The sequence below is a fragment of the Marinomonas maritima genome, from assembly GCF_024435075.2.
Lineage (GTDB): Bacteria > Pseudomonadota > Gammaproteobacteria > Pseudomonadales > Marinomonadaceae > Marinomonas > Marinomonas maritima.
Map to the genome: position 1 here is coordinate 428,076 of NZ_JAMZEG020000003.1, position 17,516 is coordinate 445,591.

General features: G+C 43.9%; 14 protein-coding genes and 1 pseudogene. 7 read left to right on the forward strand and 8 right to left on the reverse strand.

Going from position 1 to position 17,516, the window contains the following annotated elements; all coding sequences use genetic code 11:
- Nucleotides 1-48: 48 nt before the first annotated feature.
- Nucleotides 49-543: a CinA family protein gene (locus M3I01_RS14235; RefSeq protein WP_255896531.1), complete on the reverse strand. Its 495-nt coding sequence runs from the start codon at nucleotides 541-543 to the stop codon at nucleotides 49-51.
- Nucleotides 544-622: 79 nt separating this feature from the next.
- Here M3I01_RS14235 and mutS point away from each other — a divergent pair, with 79 nt between their 5' ends.
- Complete coding sequence (gene mutS, locus M3I01_RS14240; RefSeq protein ID WP_275565149.1) at nucleotides 623-3,253, forward strand: DNA mismatch repair protein MutS; 2,631 nt, start codon at nucleotides 623-625, stop codon at nucleotides 3,251-3,253.
- A 133-nt stretch (nucleotides 3,254-3,386) separates the two neighbouring features.
- The gene (gene fdxA, locus M3I01_RS14245; protein WP_112140874.1) at nucleotides 3,387-3,710 is read left to right on the forward strand and encodes a ferredoxin FdxA; all 324 of its coding nucleotides are present in this window, start codon (nucleotides 3,387-3,389) and stop codon (nucleotides 3,708-3,710) included.
- Nucleotides 3,711-4,245: 535 nt separating this feature from the next.
- Here the strand turns inward: fdxA and M3I01_RS14250 are convergent.
- Nucleotides 4,246-5,466 carry an EAL and HDOD domain-containing protein gene (locus M3I01_RS14250; protein WP_255896533.1) on the reverse strand — a complete coding sequence of 407 codons (1,221 nt, stop codon included), beginning with the start codon at nucleotides 5,464-5,466 and terminating at the stop codon, nucleotides 4,246-4,248.
- A gap of 149 nt (nucleotides 5,467-5,615) precedes the next feature.
- On the opposite strand from M3I01_RS14250, the gene ilvD reads away from it, so the two are divergent.
- The 3 genes from ilvD (at nucleotide 5,616) to M3I01_RS14265 (ending at nucleotide 9,645) form a co-directional block, all read left to right on the forward strand.
- A complete protein-coding gene (gene ilvD, locus M3I01_RS14255; RefSeq protein ID WP_275565150.1) occupies nucleotides 5,616-7,460 on the forward strand; it encodes a dihydroxy-acid dehydratase in 1,845 nt (614 codons plus the stop codon).
- Nucleotides 7,461-7,550: 90 nt separating this feature from the next.
- On the forward strand, nucleotides 7,551-8,393 hold the full coding sequence (locus M3I01_RS14260) for a 23S rRNA (adenine(2030)-N(6))-methyltransferase RlmJ (protein WP_255896534.1): 843 nt from the start codon (nucleotides 7,551-7,553) through the stop codon (nucleotides 8,391-8,393).
- 28 nt (nucleotides 8,394-8,421) lie between these two features.
- A complete protein-coding gene (locus M3I01_RS14265) occupies nucleotides 8,422-9,645 on the forward strand; it encodes a sensor domain-containing diguanylate cyclase (protein WP_255896535.1) in 1,224 nt (407 codons plus the stop codon).
- 64 nt (nucleotides 9,646-9,709) lie between these two features.
- On the opposite strand, the pseudogene M3I01_RS14270 reads toward M3I01_RS14265, so the two are convergent.
- Together M3I01_RS14270 and M3I01_RS14275 are read right to left on the reverse strand one after the other, a co-directional pair.
- Nucleotides 9,710-10,133, reverse strand: a pseudogene (locus tag M3I01_RS14270) (secondary thiamine-phosphate synthase enzyme YjbQ).
- Between the two features lie 5 nt (nucleotides 10,134-10,138).
- Complete coding sequence (locus M3I01_RS14275) at nucleotides 10,139-10,648, reverse strand: dihydrofolate reductase (protein WP_255896536.1); 510 nt, start codon at nucleotides 10,646-10,648, stop codon at nucleotides 10,139-10,141.
- A gap of 172 nt (nucleotides 10,649-10,820) precedes the next feature.
- Here M3I01_RS14275 and M3I01_RS14280 point away from each other — a divergent pair, with 172 nt between their 5' ends.
- Nucleotides 10,821-11,672 (forward strand): thymidylate synthase, encoded by an 852-nt coding sequence (locus M3I01_RS14280; protein WP_255896537.1) that lies wholly within the window; start codon nucleotides 10,821-10,823, stop codon nucleotides 11,670-11,672.
- Nucleotides 11,673-11,733: 61 nt separating this feature from the next.
- Here the strand turns inward: M3I01_RS14280 and lgt are convergent, their stop codons facing one another.
- The 3 genes from lgt to M3I01_RS14295 are packed head-to-tail and all read right to left on the reverse strand — an operon-like array spanning nucleotide 11,734 to nucleotide 15,379.
- The gene (gene lgt, locus M3I01_RS14285; protein ID WP_255896538.1) at nucleotides 11,734-12,531 is read right to left on the reverse strand and encodes a prolipoprotein diacylglyceryl transferase; all 798 of its coding nucleotides are present in this window, start codon (nucleotides 12,529-12,531) and stop codon (nucleotides 11,734-11,736) included.
- A 27-nt stretch (nucleotides 12,532-12,558) separates the two neighbouring features.
- Complete coding sequence (ptsP, locus tag M3I01_RS14290) at nucleotides 12,559-14,844, reverse strand: phosphoenolpyruvate--protein phosphotransferase (RefSeq protein ID WP_255896539.1); 2,286 nt, start codon at nucleotides 14,842-14,844, stop codon at nucleotides 12,559-12,561.
- Nucleotides 14,845-14,893: 49 nt separating this feature from the next.
- Nucleotides 14,894-15,379 carry an RNA pyrophosphohydrolase gene (locus M3I01_RS14295; protein ID WP_255896540.1) on the reverse strand — a complete coding sequence of 162 codons (486 nt, stop codon included), beginning with the start codon at nucleotides 15,377-15,379 and terminating at the stop codon, nucleotides 14,894-14,896.
- Between the two features lie 135 nt (nucleotides 15,380-15,514).
- On the opposite strand from M3I01_RS14295, the gene M3I01_RS14300 reads away from it, so the two are divergent.
- Nucleotides 15,515-16,171 (forward strand): histidinol-phosphatase, encoded by a 657-nt coding sequence (locus M3I01_RS14300; RefSeq protein WP_255896541.1) that lies wholly within the window; start codon nucleotides 15,515-15,517, stop codon nucleotides 16,169-16,171.
- Between the two features lie 119 nt (nucleotides 16,172-16,290).
- On the opposite strand, the gene M3I01_RS14305 is transcribed toward M3I01_RS14300, so the two are convergent.
- On the reverse strand, nucleotides 16,291-17,487 hold the full coding sequence (locus M3I01_RS14305) for a class I SAM-dependent rRNA methyltransferase (protein ID WP_255896542.1): 1,197 nt from the start codon (nucleotides 17,485-17,487) through the stop codon (nucleotides 16,291-16,293).
- Nucleotides 17,488-17,516: the final 29 nt, after the last annotated feature.

A 17,516-nucleotide genomic window follows, 5' to 3' on the forward strand; every position in this document is an offset into this window, starting at 1 on the left:
TTTTTTTGAGAAGCTCAAGAAATACTGTATATAAAAACAGTATTATTTTTAAAGATTATTAAGCATTTCTTTTACCCCTTGAAGAGCCGCCAAAACTGTTGCCTCTCTGATAGCTTGTCTATTTCCCGAAAATTGATAGCGCGTTACTTTGACGGGTCGCCCAGTTAACTGCCAACCAATATAAACACAGCCAACCGGCTTTTCTGGCGAGCCTCCCGACGGACCAGCAACACCACTAACCGCAACCGATAGGTCACCACCTAGTTGTAAAGCGCCAGCACACATTTCCTTCACCGTTTGCTCTGAAACAGCACCAAAGGCCGATAAAGTCTCCGCTTTTACAGATAAACCCTGTATTTTTGCTTCATTTGCGTAGCTAATTACGCCACCAAAAAACCATGATGAGCTACCCGCTACGTCGGTACATACGGCACCGATAAGGCCACCAGTACACGATTCTGCGGTCACTAATAAAAGATCTTTTGCCTTTAACATCTCGCCAACTTGGTCGGCTGACTGTGTCATTTTTTGCATCTGATTCATTATGTTTATCCCTTAAATCCTGAGCCAATATCCCGTAGAATAACGCTCTATTTTTTGGATCACAATCGAGCATCGCAAAATGAGTAAAGTAACAGAAGATAACCATACACCGATGATGCGCCAATACTTCGGCCTTAAATCTGAGCATCCAAACCAATTATTATTTTACAGAATGGGAGATTTCTACGAGATTTTCTATGACGATGCCAAACGTGCCTCTCAATTGCTTGATATCACACTCACGTCTCGTGGTCATTCTGGCGGCAAACCTATTCCAATGGCGGGCATTCCTTATCACGCTGCCGAGAACTACATTGCTCGTCTTGTTCGCATGGGCGAATCGGTTGTGATTGCAGAACAAACTGGCGACCCAGCCACCAGCAAAGGACCTGTTGAGAGAAAAATTGCTCGCATCGTCACGCCAGGTACCATTAGTGACGAGGCCTTTTTGGAAGAAAAGCGCGAAAATTTACTGTTGTCTCTTGCCCATCAATCTCGCAAAGGCCTCGATGTTTTTGGTTTCTCTTACCTTGATATGGCAAGCGGCCGTTTTTGCCTGTTTGAAGTAGATGGTCATGAAGCACTTGCCAGCGAATTACAGCGTTTATCGCCTATGGAGATTTTAGTCTCCGAAGACTTCCCGGCACGAGATAGGTTAAAACTTGAGAAAGGTGTCTCAGAGCTTGGCCCTTGGCATTTTGATTATGAATCCAGCTACCGCCAATTAATTCAGCAATTTAACACCAAAGACTTATCTGGTTTTGGTTGTGAAGCCCTCACCGCTGCCATCGCGTCAGCGGGCGCATTACTTCAATACGCCAAAGACACTCAGCGCTCAGCGTTACCCCACATTCAATCTATTATGGTTGAGCATAAAGATGACTCAGTATTAATAGACGGCGCCACACGACGAAACTTAGAAATAGACATTAATTTAACCGGTGGCACCAGTAACACCTTGGTGGAAGTGTTAGACGAATGTGCCACACCAATGGGCAGTCGTTTATTGAAGCGCTGGTTGCACACGCCGATCCGTGACTTAAACGAGATTCAATCACGCCAAAAAGTGGTTGCAGAATTACAAGTAAAACAAGCTTACGATACGCTGAAAACGCCATTGAAAAAAATTGGCGACTTGGAACGTATACTTTCTCGCGTCGCCTTACGCACAGCTCGACCTAGAGATTTATTGCGCCTAAAGTTTGCTCTTGAGGCTGTACCTGAAATCAATACTTTATTAGAAAACACCACAGCGGAACGACTCTTAGAGCTCAATCAGCGCATTCTTGCTCAACCAGAAATCACCCAAATTTTGTCACAAGCACTGGTTGAAAACCCACCTTCTGTGGTTCGCGATGGCGGCATTTTCGCAAAAGGTTACGACGACGAACTCGATGAACTCCTATCTCTATCCACGAATGCGACGGATTTTTTAGCGGAAATGGAGCGCAGCGAAAAAGCACGCACTGGCATTAGCTCACTAAAAGTCGGATTTAACCGTGTTCATGGTTATTACATTGAAATCAGTCGCCTGCACTCAGACCAAGCACCAGTGGAATACATTCGTCGTCAGACCTTAAAAAATGCTGAGCGCTTCATTACACCTGAACTAAAAATATTTGAAGACAAAGCACTCAGCGCCAAGTCCAAATCACTCGCAAGAGAAAAAGAGCTTTACGAAGGGCTATTAGATCGACTCAATGAAACGTTAAGGGAATTACAAACCACCAGCCAAGCGCTCGCTCAACTTGATGTGATGAACAATTTTGCAGAACGTGCTGATGCCTTGAGTTTTACCTGCCCAGAATTACACAACCGAGGCGGCATTCAAATCACGGGCGGCCGCCACCCGGTAGTGGAAGCCGTCATTTCTGAACCTTTCGTTCCCAATGATCTTGAACTCAACAACAAGCGCTCTTTGCTGATGATTACCGGCCCTAATATGGGCGGTAAGTCGACCTATATGCGACAAATTGCCTTAATCACCTTATTGGCGCACACCGGCAGCTTTGTTCCAGCCGAGTCCGCATCGATATCCGTGGTGGATCGTATATTTACTCGTATGGGCTCATCGGACGATCTTGCCGGTGGCCGCTCGACCTTTATGGTCGAAATGACAGAAACCGCCAATATTTTAAATAATGCCAGCAAAGACAGCTTGGTGTTAATGGACGAGGTAGGACGAGGCACCAGCACATTTGATGGATTATCTCTGGCTTGGGCGGCGGTGGATTATCTCGCTAAAGAACTAAAATGCTACGTACTATTCGCAACGCATTATTTTGAACTAACAGCCTTAGCGGACCAACTCGACAATGCGGCCAACGTTCACCTAACTGCTACAGAGTACGAGGATGAAATCATCTTCCTTCATAAGGTACACGAAGGCCCTGCAAGCCAGTCGTACGGACTACAAGTTGCTCAACTTGCTGGTGTACCGCGTGGCGTTATAGGTCATGCTAAACAAAAATTAAAAGAACTGGAAGTCGTTACTGGTATTAATCTTGAAGGCACAACCCTTCATAGCGATACAAGATCGCACTCAACTAAGACCCAAGAAAACAAAATGAGCTATCAGCCACAACAAGTCGACATGTTCGCCCAAGCAGAACAAAATGCATTAAAAAATGCGGTTGAAGCACTTGATTTGGATAACATGACGCCACTAGAGGCGATTAGCGCTCTTTACAAACTAAAATCTCAGTTGTAGTTGATATAAGCTGCTGTCGATATAAGCTAATAGCAGATAAATGTAGGTTATTCGCGATTGTTGCTTGCTGCGAAATAGCCTATACCTCTAAAATAGTGCGCAATCATTTTTATAGCTTGTAAGGAGAAGTCGAATGGCTTTCATCGTTACCGATAACTGCATTCGCTGCAAATACACCGACTGTGTTGAAGTTTGTCCTGTTGACTGCTTCTACGAAGGCCCAAATTTTTTAGTCATCAATCCAGATGAATGTATTGACTGTGCATTATGCGAGCCAGAATGCCCAGCAAATGCCATCTTCTCTGAAGACGAATTGCCGGAAGATCAAGAAGTATTTGTAGAGCTAAACAGAGACCTATCTTTGATATGGCCTAACATTGCAGAGAAAAAAGACGCACTGCCTGATGCAGCACAATGGGATGGTGTGGAAGACAAACTGGAACATTTAGAACGTTAATTTGATGTACTAAGCCTATAAGGAAGCGACCATAGTGTCGCTTTTTTTATATCTGATAGGTTATCTACTATAAGACAAAAACAAAAAAAGGGTGGCTTTTGGCCACCCTACATTTTGCTCACATCCTGTTAAGCAACTCTTCCGATGAGTAAAACATCACTGTTCGCTTCATCATGAAGCATCCAAACAATCCTTATTACATGGCGCCTTCCATCGAACCACGGTATCTCTTTGAACAATCCTTTGTTCTCAAACATCCAAGTTCGATCCTAAATACCGTCACTGGTATCGTATTCAGCACATCATGCGCTTTTCATCCATGAAATCCGTTTGGATAAGATTAATTTACCAGTTTTAACCTGATTCTCAAAATCGGAAAAATAAAGAGTAGAATATAGATTTTCTTTATTTATCAAATAGATACATTAAAATTACAGCAGTAAGTTATATTTGATCACATAACAAACGGAGAAAGCCTACAGGCGCGTAAGATATAGACTACGAGCACTCAAGGCTCAGTACCGATGTGAACGTCTTATATCGCAACAAGAAACTCATCTACCCATTTAACAGCACTCAAATAGGTGGTCTTCAAATCCTCAAAATCTTGCTGGTCTTTAATGATCCGACCATTATTATAATATTCCACCAAATCAAGAGCATTACCCACTCGACCAGAGCGATGCATAATGGCGTTAATAAATTCATTGGGCAAAGGCAGCTCTCCAAGAACTTCATCCAGCTTCATTCCTGTACACACATCAATCATAGACAACATTCCCGCTAAAAAATATTTGTCTTGATTATCGTACCCTCGGCTTTTGGCAAACAATTCTGCATGCTTAGCCCGCACCATAATTTGCTCAAGCAGCACGTGCCTATCGCCAACCATTTCAGACATTAACAATAAATTAGTCAGTGATTTAAGCTGCTCAACACCAATCAACATAATGGCTAAACGAACAGAATCTACTGATGCAACCAGACCGGTCAAAGGAGAATTCAAATAACGCAGTAGCTTATGCACAAGCCCAGCATCTTGACTAACAATTCTCTCCAGTTCATCCACACTAAATGAAGAAGTATTCAATAATGACGACATAATTTGCAGGAGTGTCATACTGTTTACTTTGGAGGTTTTGCTGGTTATGACTTCTGGTCTTTCAAAAAAATAACCTTGAAAGTATTCCACACCCAACAATCGGCAAAATTGATAATCTTCCCACGTTTCGACTTTCGCAGCGATAATTTTGACGTTGAAACCTTTTAGCGCTTCAACTTGTTGATGAAATTTTTCATTGCCTAACGTTAGCATATCCAATTTAACGTATTCGGCCAGATCAATAAAAGGCGTTAATTTACTGTGAAAAACGAAATCATCTAATGCAATAGAGCAACCAGCCTTAACCCAATGCCGTAAAGACGACAGTAGAATAGCATCGAAGCCTGCGTCTTCCATCACTTCAATAATAAGGTTTTCTTTATGAATAGGCATCCCGTTAGGACTTAATAAATACGCTCTAGGGAAGTTAACAAACGCTTTATTAGAGCCCACTAAATTCTCTATACCAAATTCAAAAAGACTAGCAGAAATCACTTGGGCGGTCGCACCTACGCCATCAATCACATCCGCCTGCATGGCGATAGGGTTCTTACGGTATAAAAGTTCATATCCCATAACAGAAAGATGACTATCGACAATAGGCTGTCGTGCCAAGGAAACATTAGAGTGAGCTAATAACACATTTTCGTTCATATCATTTCCGCTTAACAACGAGCACCAATAAAGCAACAGTAGCGTATTTTAATAGTGTCTCAATATTGCCTAAAAATTGCCATTGGGCATAGACAATAATCTTGGTAACATGGGTAACTATATAAAGCAAAAAAACTGTGGGGAAAATAATGCCAGTATACCGCTCCAAGACAACTACCTCCGGCCGTAATATGGCAGGAGCTCGTGCGCTATGGCGCGCCACCGGAATGACAGACGATGATTTTCAAAAACCCATCATCGCAGTGGTCAACTCTTTTACACAATTTGTACCCGGCCACGTTCATCTAAAAGATATGGGCCAACTAGTTGCTCGTGAAATTGAAGCTGCAGGTGGCGTAGCAAAAGAGTTCAACACTATTGCGGTAGACGATGGTATTGCAATGGGTCATGACGGTATGTTGTACAGTCTTCCTTCACGCGATTTGATTGCAGACTCAGTAGAATACATGGCCAATGCGCATTGCGCTGATGCCCTCGTTTGTATTTCTAACTGTGACAAAATCACACCGGGAATGCTGATGGCGGCGATGCGTCTTAACATTCCTGTTATTTTTGTTTCTGGCGGACCAATGGAAGCCGGCAAGACAAAATTATCCGAAAACAAGCTCGACCTAGTCGATGCCATGGTAATTGCAGCAGATCCAACTGCATCAGATGAGAAAGTGGCTGAGTACGAACGCTCTGCTTGTCCAACCTGTGGTTCTTGTTCTGGCATGTTTACCGCCAATTCAATGAACTGTCTAACTGAAGCGCTAGGCCTAAGCCTGCCTGGCAACGGCACAACATTGGCGACACATTCCGACCGTCGTCGTTTATTCCTAGAAGCCGGTCGTCGCATTGTCGACATCACAAAACGTTTCTACGAAAATGATGAAGCTAATTGGGCGCCACGCGCTATTGCAAGCTTTGATGCCTTTGAAAATGCGATGACACTAGACATTGCAATGGGTGGGTCAACCAATACCATTCTTCATCTATTAGCGATCGCTCTTGAAGCAGGCGTAGACTTTACGATGGAAGACATCGACAGGTTGTCGCGTCGCGTCCCTCAGTTGTGTAAGGTCGCACCCAACTCGCCTAAATACCATGTTGAAGACGTCCATCGAGCAGGCGGTATTTTTGGCCTGCTAGGCGAGCTAGATCGTGCCGGTCTATTGCACAACCAATGTCATACCGTTCATTCTAAAACATTGGAAGAAGCGCTTGAAACATGGGATATCATGCGTTCACCAACGCCAGAAGTGATTGAATTTTACAAAGCGGGCCCCGCGGGTATTCCAACACAAACCGCGTTTAGTCAATCGACTCGCTGGCCATCTTTAGACGGAGACCGTAAAGACGGTTGTTTCCGTTCTATTGAAAATGCTTTCTCTTTAGAAGGCGGGTTAGCCGTATTGTACGGAAACATTGCGCTAGATGGCTGTGTTGTAAAAAGCGCCGGCGTCGACGAATCTTGCTTAGTCTTTGAAGGCCCGGCCCACATTACTGAATCGCAAGACGAAGCCGTTAAGAACATTCTTGATGACAAAGTCAAAGCGGGCGAAGTGGTTATCGTGCGCTACGAAGGACCAAAAGGCGGCCCGGGCATGCAAGAAATGCTTTACCCAACCTCTTACATTAAGTCTAAAGGCCTAGGCCAAGCCTGTGCACTTTTAACGGATGGACGTTTCTCTGGTGGTACTTCCGGCTTGTCTATTGGTCACGTGTCTCCTGAAGCAGGTGCTGGCGGAGCAATCGGATTAGTAGAAAATGGCGATATTATCCGTATCGATATTCCAAACCGTACTATTAACGTATTGCTAAGCGACGAAGAACTACAAGCTCGCCGTGACGCGATGAATGCAAAAGGCGCAGATGCTTGGAAGCCCGCAGAAGTACGCCCTCGCAAAGTCTCTCCGGCATTGAAAGTGTATGCTCACTTTGTCACCAGTGCAGACAAAGGTGCCGTACGCGACATCAGTAAAATAGACTGATTTATAAGATAATACGTAAAAGGCCGCTTTGCCATATTAGGCTTGCGGCCTTTTTCATTCATAACGAGATTACTCACGACAGGACACAGCATGCTCAGCTATCGCCATATTTATCATGCAGGCAACCACGCTGATATTTTAAAGCATTTGACGGTAAGTCAAATCTGCCGCCATTTTATAAAAAAAGACGCGCCCTTTTTCTATTTAGATACTCACGCTGGCATTGGTCAATACTCATTAAACTCTGAGCAAGCGCAAAAGAATAAAGAGTTTCACTCCGGCATTGCTCGTCTATTTACCGAAGACAACCTACCAGAGCCTTTAGAAAATCTGTTAGACATTGTTCGGGAAATGAACCCTGCAGACGCGCTAAGTTTTTACCCTGGCAGCCCAAAGATTGTTGACTACTACGTACGTCAAAAAGACAAACTACACTTATGCGAGTTGCATCCGAACGACTATCCAACGCTGGCTGCGTTGTTCCCAAACAAACGTAAAGCCAATGTCGTCAAAGACGATGGTTTTACCGCCGTAAAAGCCATGCTGCCCCCGCCACAAAAACGCGGATTTGTTTTGATGGACCCACCGTATGAAGTCAAAAAGGACTACCAATATGTGGTTCAAGCATTGGAAGATGGCTACAAACGTTTTCCTCAAGGCACCTTCGCTATCTGGTATCCAGTGTTAAATCGCCAGCAAGCAAATACCTTTTTGAATTCGATAAAAGCAACAAAGATTCGCAATGTTCTTTCGCTCGAACTCTGTATTAGAAACACAGAAGAAGAGCGCGGAATGGCAGGAAGCGGTATGATCATTGTTAATCCGCCTTGGACTCTCGAAAAAGAAGCCAACGAATTTTTACCAGTGCTAAGCAAGCTATTAGCAGAAGACAGCGAGGCGGCATATCAAGTCACTTGGATCACGCCAGAATAATCCATCACCATTATAAAGGAGCGCGTTTATGAGTACCCCTTTCGAATTAGCGTTTAAGTACATGCCTACGCCCGCTTTTATAGTGGAGAGCAGTAGCGGAAAATTAGTGTCATATAATCACAACTTTGAAGTCTTGTTTGAGAATTTCAACGCAACACCTTCGAATACATGGGAATCTCTTTGTGCGGATGCCACGTCGGTCGAAGATTGGCACAAGCTCAACACCGAGATCCAAAACGGCAGTATCGAACGCTGTGAAAGTTTGATCCGAGTCGGTAACAAGCTAGTCACCATGCAACTTGAGCTGCAGCATCTTGGCGAATCGGTATTAGCTTGCGTTTACAATACCGATCACATGGATTTTTCAGCAGCTGAAAATACGCTACTTAAATTCGCCCTAACCGAATCATCTGCAGGCTTGTGGATTTGGGAAACGGAATCAGATTTGGTTTCTTGCTCAAAATCCATCGCAATGTTACTAGGGATTCCACAAGAGAAAACACCTCAATCAACTGCGGAATGGCATGCCATTGTTCATCCTGATGACGTTAAAAGATTAGGAGATTTGGTTGATGAGCATGTCGCTCACAATCAAGACTACTATGAAGTCGAATACCGGATTCAGAAGAGTGATAAAAGCTATTTGTGGGTCAAAGAGCGCGGAAGAACTTACTCAAAAAAAGTCGATGGCAGCATTAAAAAAGTCATCGGATTTGTTGTCGATATTAGCCATCAAAAAGCCCTTGAAGAACACCTCAGAAACCAAGCTACTTTCGATGAACTGACTGGTTTGTTAACAAGAGGCGCAGCGCTTACACACTTTAAAAAACAACTAGGATTGGCAAAGCGTCAGTATACGCCACTGACTATGGCTAAAATACACCTTGATGCCAACGACCGACTGTCGACGCTTTCCATGGAAGCCCGTAACATTGCAATTCAAACTTCGGCTCGACATATCTATAAAAAGATCAGAGAAGCCGATGTACTAGCACGCGTTGAAGGGGATAAATTACTATTACTGCTACCCAATACCAGTGTCAAAGAAGCCAAAAAATTGCTTAACCACATCATCAACCCAACCGAAGATGAAAAAACAGTCTTGTTAGAAGGCAATTCAGATCCTATGGATTTTTGTATTGGAATTGCAACCTTCCCAGAAGATGGTGAAACCATTGATGAGTTGGCTTTAAGCGCCAACCAGGCGGTGGAAGATGGACAAGCCAAAAGCAAGCAGATCGTCGTTAATTAAAGTCTATAAAACGAATAAGCGACATGCTCATCAGTATGTCGCTTATTACTCTCTTGTATTACCTTCATTTGCAAGGTTCGCCCTGCAAGGTCAAAACAATACATCTAACACCACCATGATCTCGATGTTCGCCTAAATAAGCGCCCTGCCAAACGCCTAAGTACAGTTTTTTATCTCGAATAGGAATAGTCAAAGAAGAACCCAGCAGACTGGCCTTAATATGTGCTGGCATCATCTCCTTCATACACATGTTCATAATACGGCTGATTTTCTGGCACCATATGAGAAAAGTGACGCTCCATGTCGCGCCTTACTGAAGGATCAGCGTTTTCGTTAATGCTTAAAGACGCAGAAGTATGAAGCAATTGAACATGCAACAAACCAATAGAGACAGGCGACATATTACGTAAAGCAGCCTCAATTTGATCGGTGATCAAATGAAAACCTCGACGCATCGCTGGTAATTTAACCTCAACTTGCTGCCACATACGGATTACTCTGCGCTGGTTCTTTGATATACCGAGAAACGATAGTCGTATGGATTAGGCCCTTCTGCCGCAAACATTTCTTCCCCCATCAAGGTAAAAGACGGCCAATCTACTTCTGGGAAAAACGCATCGCCTTTTACATCGGCGTCCACATGGGTAATGTACAAACGATCAGCACGCTCAAGTGCCAACTGGTAAATCTGAGCACCACCAATCACCATGACTTCTTCTTGACCATTTACCAAGCAAATATCCTCACCGAGAGAGGTAGCGTCTTCCAAAGAAGCCACCACATCAATCCCTTCTGCCTGATAAGCAATATCACGACTGATCACAATATTTCGACGGCCCGGCAATGGCTTACCAATAGATTCAAACGTTTTTCGCCCCATCACAATAGGTTTGCCCATGGTCGCCTTTTTGAAATATTTCAAATCATTCGGCAAGTGCCAAGGCAACGAGTTATTAATACCTATGGTTCGGTTAGTAGACATAGCAACAATCAGTGACAACATAACAAGCACCTTTCTTGTAAGACAGCCTGACTCTTGAGATCAAAGAGTAAGAGCTTCTGATATAATCGATAATAATCATTATACCTATGGCAGCTTAGAATGCATTTCCTAGACATACTTAAGGAGACGCTAAGCTCCTGTCGCCATTAAATACAAAACAAGGTAAGTCTTAATGAAACAATATCTAGACCTTTGCCACCGCATCGTCAACGAAGGCGAATGGGTAAGCAATGAACGCACTGGTAAACGCTGCTTAACGGTTATTAATGCCGACCTCACCTACGATGTGAGCAAGGGCGAATTTCCGCTCGTCACTACGCGTAAAAGTTTCTGGAAATCCGCGATTGCCGAAATCATTGGTTATTTAAGAGGTTACGACAACGCCGCCGACTTTCGTGCACTGGGTACTAAAACATGGGACGCAAATGCTAATCAAAATGAGGTTTGGCTAAACAACCCTTACCGCAAAGGCGAAGATGATATGGGACTTTGCTACGGCGCCATTGGCCGTCACTTCCCAAAGCCAGACGGCGGCCATATCGATCTATTAAAGCAAATCGTCGACGACCTAACCCGTGGCGTAGATAACCGTGGCGAAATCCTCACCTTTTACCATCCAGGTGCTTTTCATATGGCTTGTCTTCGTCCGTGTCTGTACAGCCATCATTTCTCGCTACTTGGTGACACTCTTTACCTAAACAGCACTCAACGCAGCTGTGATGTTCCGCTGGGGCTTAATTTCAATATGGTTCAAGTTTACGTGCTCCTAGCCATCATCGCGCAAATCACGGGCAAAAAAGCAGGCCAAGCGTTCCACAAGATAGTGAACGCTCACATCTACGAAGATCAGCTAGAATTGATGCGTGACGTGCAGTTAAAGCGCGAGCCTTACCCACTACCAACACTAAAAATCAACCCAGAGATTAAAACACTAAAAGACATAGAAACATGGGTTACCATGGACGATTTTGAAGTGGAAGATTACCAATTTCACGACCCCATCGCCTACCCATTCTCGGTGTAGAAATGCTTAGATACAAAAAAACCAGCCACACGGCTGGTTTTTTTATATCTATTCTAAAGTTTTAATTTTTCGGAAATGTTTTCAACTTGAAGCCTGCGATAATTAAACCGGCACCGACAATAACCATAGGCAAAGACAGCAGTTGTCCTTGCGTCAGCCAACCAAAAGCAAGGTAACCAATTTGACTGTCTGGTTCGCGCACAAATTCAACTAAGATTCTAAAAATACCGTAGCAAAGTAGGAAGATGCCGGAAACACAATAACGAGGTTTCGTTTTTTGAGAAAAGAACCATAAAATGCAAAACAGCGCGACACCTTCTAATGCAAATTGATACAGCTGAGAAGGATGACGAGCAAGTTGTAATGGGTCAGTAGGGAAAACCATTGCCCAAGACACATCTGTTGGCTTGCCCCACAGCTCACCACCAATGAAATTACCTAACCGCCCAGCACCTAAACCAATCGGAACAAAGGGTGCAATGAAATCGGTCACATCAACAAGGTGCTTTTTGTAGCGGCGAGAAAAAAGAAGCATGGCAGCAATCACGCCCAATAAACCACCATGAAAAGACATTCCGCCTTCCCAAATACGTACTATTATAAGTGGGTTATCAATGAACGCAGGAAATTGATAAAATAAAATATAACCAACACGACCACCTAATATAACGCCAAGTGCACCATAAAATATGGCATCACTGACCATCTCTGGTGTCCAAAGTCCGTTAGAACGCTTAGCTCGATACATGCCGAAAAAATACGCACCGGCGAAACCAATTAGGTACATAATGCCGTACCAATGCACGGAAATCGGCCCTATCGATACAGCAATAGGGTCAATGTCTGGATATGAAATCATAATTTTGTAATAAACCTCAGGTAGATATTAATCCACATTCGTGGTTTTGGATGGACGTATCAAGCGTTCAATATTGGCTTCACGCATGAGTCTTGTCATGGTTTGTGTGACCGCTTCTGCATGAGAAAGTTTCATCACCTCATCAAGCATGTCCTGAGCTTGTTTCATGGATATATTTCGAATAACCGCCTTCACTTTAGGCAAGCTGGTCGAACTCATGGATAACACCTCGTACCCCATCGCCATTAACAAAATAGCGCCCATCGGATCACCCGCCATTTCACCACACACACTTAATCCAACACCTTCTCCTCTCACCTGATCAACGATGCTAAGCAACGCACGTAAAACAGATGGATGAAACGAGTTATATAAGTCAGCAACGCGAGGATTATTTCGGTCTACCGCCAGTAAGTACTGAGTCAGATCGTTCGTTCCGACGGATAAAAAGTCGACCAGTTCAGACAATTCTTTGACTTGATAAACTGCGGCGGGAATTTCTATCATGACACCGACGCGAGGCATTTTAACGTTATAACCTTCTTCTTTTACCTCTGCATAACCTCGACGAATCAAGGCCAACGCCTCTTCTACTTCCGCTACATTCGAGATCATCGGCAACATAATTTTCAAGTTATGCAGATCGGCACTGGCTTTTATCATGGCACGAATTTGTGCCATGAAAATTTCCAGATGATCGAGCGTCACTCGTATCCCACGCCAACCTAAGAAAGGGTTTGCTTCATTGATAGGGAAATAAGATAACGCTTTATCACCACCAATATCCAGCGTACGAACGGTTACTGGCGCTGGCGCGAAACCTTCTAACTGTTGGCGATAAATAACAACTTGTTCAGCCTCGGTCGGAAAACGATCCCGCACCATAAAAGGCACTTCTGTTCGATAAAGACCAATGCCTTCCGCGCCACGATCCAAAGATCGTGCAACATCGGCTGACAACCCCGTGTTTACAAATAAAGATAAACGCTGACCATCTAGAGTTTCACAGGGTAAATCTCTAAGAGCTTCATATTCTTCTTCTAGTTGACGTTCTTCATCTACAATTTGCTGGTAGTTTTCTATCAGCGCTTCAGATGGATAAGTAAAGATTTTCCCAAGATAACCATCGACAATAAGATCGACTTTATCTAATTGGGCATAAGGTAAGTCCAGCGCGCCCATGACAGTTGGTATACCCATAGCTCGCGCTAAAATTGCCACATGCGAGTTACCAGACCCCATAACAGAAACAAGACCTTTGATCTTATCAATTGGGATTTCACCCAACATCGAAGCCGTCAGCTCCTCACCGATAATAATAGACGGCTCGCTAAAGCGCTCAGCAACATTCGGCGCTTTCTCTTGTAAATGAGACAGTATACGGCGACCAAGATCACGAAGATCAGACGCGCGCTCTCGTAGGTAAGGATCATCCATGCGATTAAACTGGGCAATGTGTGCCTGGATAACTTGTCTTAATGCGCCTTGTGCCCAGTTACCTTCTTTGATTTTTCGAACGATTTCGCCAGCAATGGAGTTATCATCCAATATTTTAAGGTACACATCGAAAAGCGCTTTTTCATCGACAGAAAGATGCTGGCTAATACGATTGCTAGCCCGGCGAATATCCTGTCGAACGGCATCAAGTGCTTGATAAAAATCTTGAATCTCTTCATCAAAATCAGTGGTACGACGATCCGGAATAACATCCAAATCGGCTGGAGGGAAAATGACAATGCCACGGCCAATCGCAACACCAGAACTACCAGGAACGCCCTTATAGCGAAAATCAGAGCCACTAATAGCATTAGAGTTTAAACTGGTAATAGCCCCTGTCGCTTCAGCGTGAGCAATAACACCTGCTAATTGCGCAGACAAGGTAATCAGGAAAGCTTCTTCACCTTCATCGAAGCGACGCTTGTCTTCATGCTGTACAACCAGCACACCCAAGACTTGGCGATGATGAATAATAGGCACGCCTAGGAAAGAGCGGTAACGCTCTTCACCTGTACCGTTTAAATAATGGAACGAAGGATGAATATGGGCGTCTTCAAGGTTAACAGGTTCTGCTCTTCGGCCAACTAAACTGACCAGACCTTCATCGGACTTTAAACTAACACTACCAGCAACATCCGCATTTAAACCGCGGGTTGCCATCAAGACATAATCCTTTGTATTGGCGTCTACTAGGTAAATAGAGCACACTTCTGCTCGCATCGCCCTACGAACCCGTCGGACAATAATATCCAACGCAGCCGGTAAAGACTGCGCTGCAGTCACCTCTTGTGTGATACGTCTTAACAAACCTAGCATAGCGCTCCCATCAATCTACATAACCTCCATTATTAAGCCTGTCAGTTTATCACTTTTCTAGTCGACGATGTGCGCTAGGAATAAGCTCTTTTAAGGCTCGTCGGTAGACGTCTTTTTTGAACGCTACCACTTGGCCAAGAGGGTACCAATAACTTACCCAACGCCAGCCATCAAATTCAGGAGTTTCAGTTCCATCCACGCACACAGAAGCATCAGGACAACGAATAGACAGAAGAAACCACTTCTGCTTTTGTCCAATACATAAAGGCTTACTATTGTGTCTTAGCATGCGCTTAGGAAGACGATAACGCAGCCAACCGCGGGTTTTTCCAACGATTTCAACCTGATGTGGATCCAGCCCTACTTCTTCTTTTAGTTCTCGAAATAACGCTTCTTCCGGTGTTTCGTCAGATTTAATGCCGCCTTGGGGAAACTGCCAAGCATTTTGCCCAACACGTCTCGCCCAAAGAAGCTGGCCACGCTCGTTCATCAATATGATGCCCACATTCGGTCTGTATCCGTCTGCATCAATCACGAGCCATCACCTTCTTATATAAGAATAAATTAGATTCATTGTTCCATAATTCCCCCATCCGCACAATTAAGACTACTGTTATTTATTATCGCCAAGGCTATAATTCGCGCACTTTAGAAGAATTGAGGACAGCTTGTGACACTCGCAATATTTGACTTAGATGGCACCTTATTAAACGGTGACAGTGATTACACTTGGGGACAATTTCTGGTTGAGAAAGGGTTAGTCGATACCCAAGCATACAAAGAAGCGAACGATAAGTTCTTTAAACAATACCAATCAGGCACGCTGGATATCCATGAATACCTAGCGTTTAGCCTCGCGCCATTAAAGCAATTCTCCAGCACTGAGCTTAACCACTTACATCAGACATTTATGCAAGAAAAAGTGCAACCGATGATGTTAAAAAAAGCGAAAGATTTGCTAAAAAACCATAAAAATCAAGGCCATTTCTTACTAATGATCACCGCCACCAACCAATTTGTTACTGGTCCAATCAGTGATATTTTAGGCATGGATCACATTATTGCACCGATACCAGAAATCATTGACGGCCATTACACAGGAAAGATTATCGGCGTTCCCAGCTTCCAAGAAGGCAAGGTAACACGCTTAAACGAATGGTTAGCCGAAACAGGACACACAATGGAAGGCAGCTATTTTTACAGCGACTCACGAAATGATTTGCCACTATTGGAATTGGTCGATCACCCTATCGCCGTTGATGCTGATGAGACACTGACAAAAATTGCACAAGACCGAGGCTGGCAACATATTTCCTTACGAGATTAACTTACGCCACCCACTGGTAAAGCGTTCGCTAAAACAAAAAACGCGGTTAGAAAGGCTCTAACCGCATTTTTTCTTAGTATCTTGGCAATGATCTGACCGATCAAATTCAATCAATACACTTATAAGCCCATATTGTTGTGAATTCGATAAAACAAGGCTTTCAAGTATTCTGTTTCTTCAATCGCAGGATGCACTGGATGATCTGGCGCTTGCGTACCGCGATAAATAAGCTGGGAAAAGCGTTCTAGCTGACGACTATTACTTCGAACAAGGTCATGTAAACGCGCTGTTTCAAGGTGCATAGAGCAAGACGCCGAGACCAAAACACCACCTTTTGCGACCAATCTCATCGCCAATTGATTGGCTCGATGATAAGCCCCTTCACCTGCTTTAATGTCTTTACGACGTGCAATGAAAGCTGGTGGATCCATAACAACCACATCGAAGCGTTGCTTGTCGTCAATCAAAGACTGCATGGCTTCAAATGCGTCGCCATGCATCAAGTTAGAGCCACCTTCATACTGATTCAGTTGTAAGTTGCCTGTCACATAATTAAGCGCTTTTTCAGAAGCATCAATAAAAGTCACATCTGTGGCGCCAGCAGAAGCCGCCTGAACACCCCAACCACCAACATATGAGAATACATCTAGCACTCGTTTACCGTCGCAAAAATTCTGCATGGTTTTACGGTTTTCACGGTGGTCATAAAACCAACCTGTTTTTTGACCATCCCAAACTGGCGCTTCGAATAAAACGCCATTTTCCTGTAAGAAAACCGTTTCTGGAACCGTTCCAAATGCTTCTTCAACGTAGCTATCTAGACCCTCGATTTGGCGCATTTTACCGTCGTTTTTCATCAAAATAGCAGAGGGTTTCACAACATCTTGCAAAGCTTCAATGATTTCGTTTTTTACGCGTTCCATGCCTGCCGTCGAAATTTGAACAACAAGAATGTCTGCAAAACGATCCACAACCAAGCCGGACAACCCATCAGAGTCACCAAAGACAAGGCGATAATACGGCGCAGGATACGTCATTTCACGTAATGACAAGGCAATATTAAGACGATGGGACAATGTAGACTTATTCAATACAGTATCAGTGCTACGGCTAATCAGCCGTCCACAAATTAATGTATTAGGGTTTATCATGGCGATACCAAGAGGTTTTCCTTGTGCTGTTTCGACAACAACCTGATCCCCTGGCGTAAATTGCTTTAATGGCGTCGCTGAGGTATCCACCTCATTGCTATAGATCCATTGATGCCCAGCTCGAAGACGGCGATCAGCCTGACCCTTTAGTCGAATAACACTCAAAGTTTTCACCCAGTATATGTTTAAAAAAA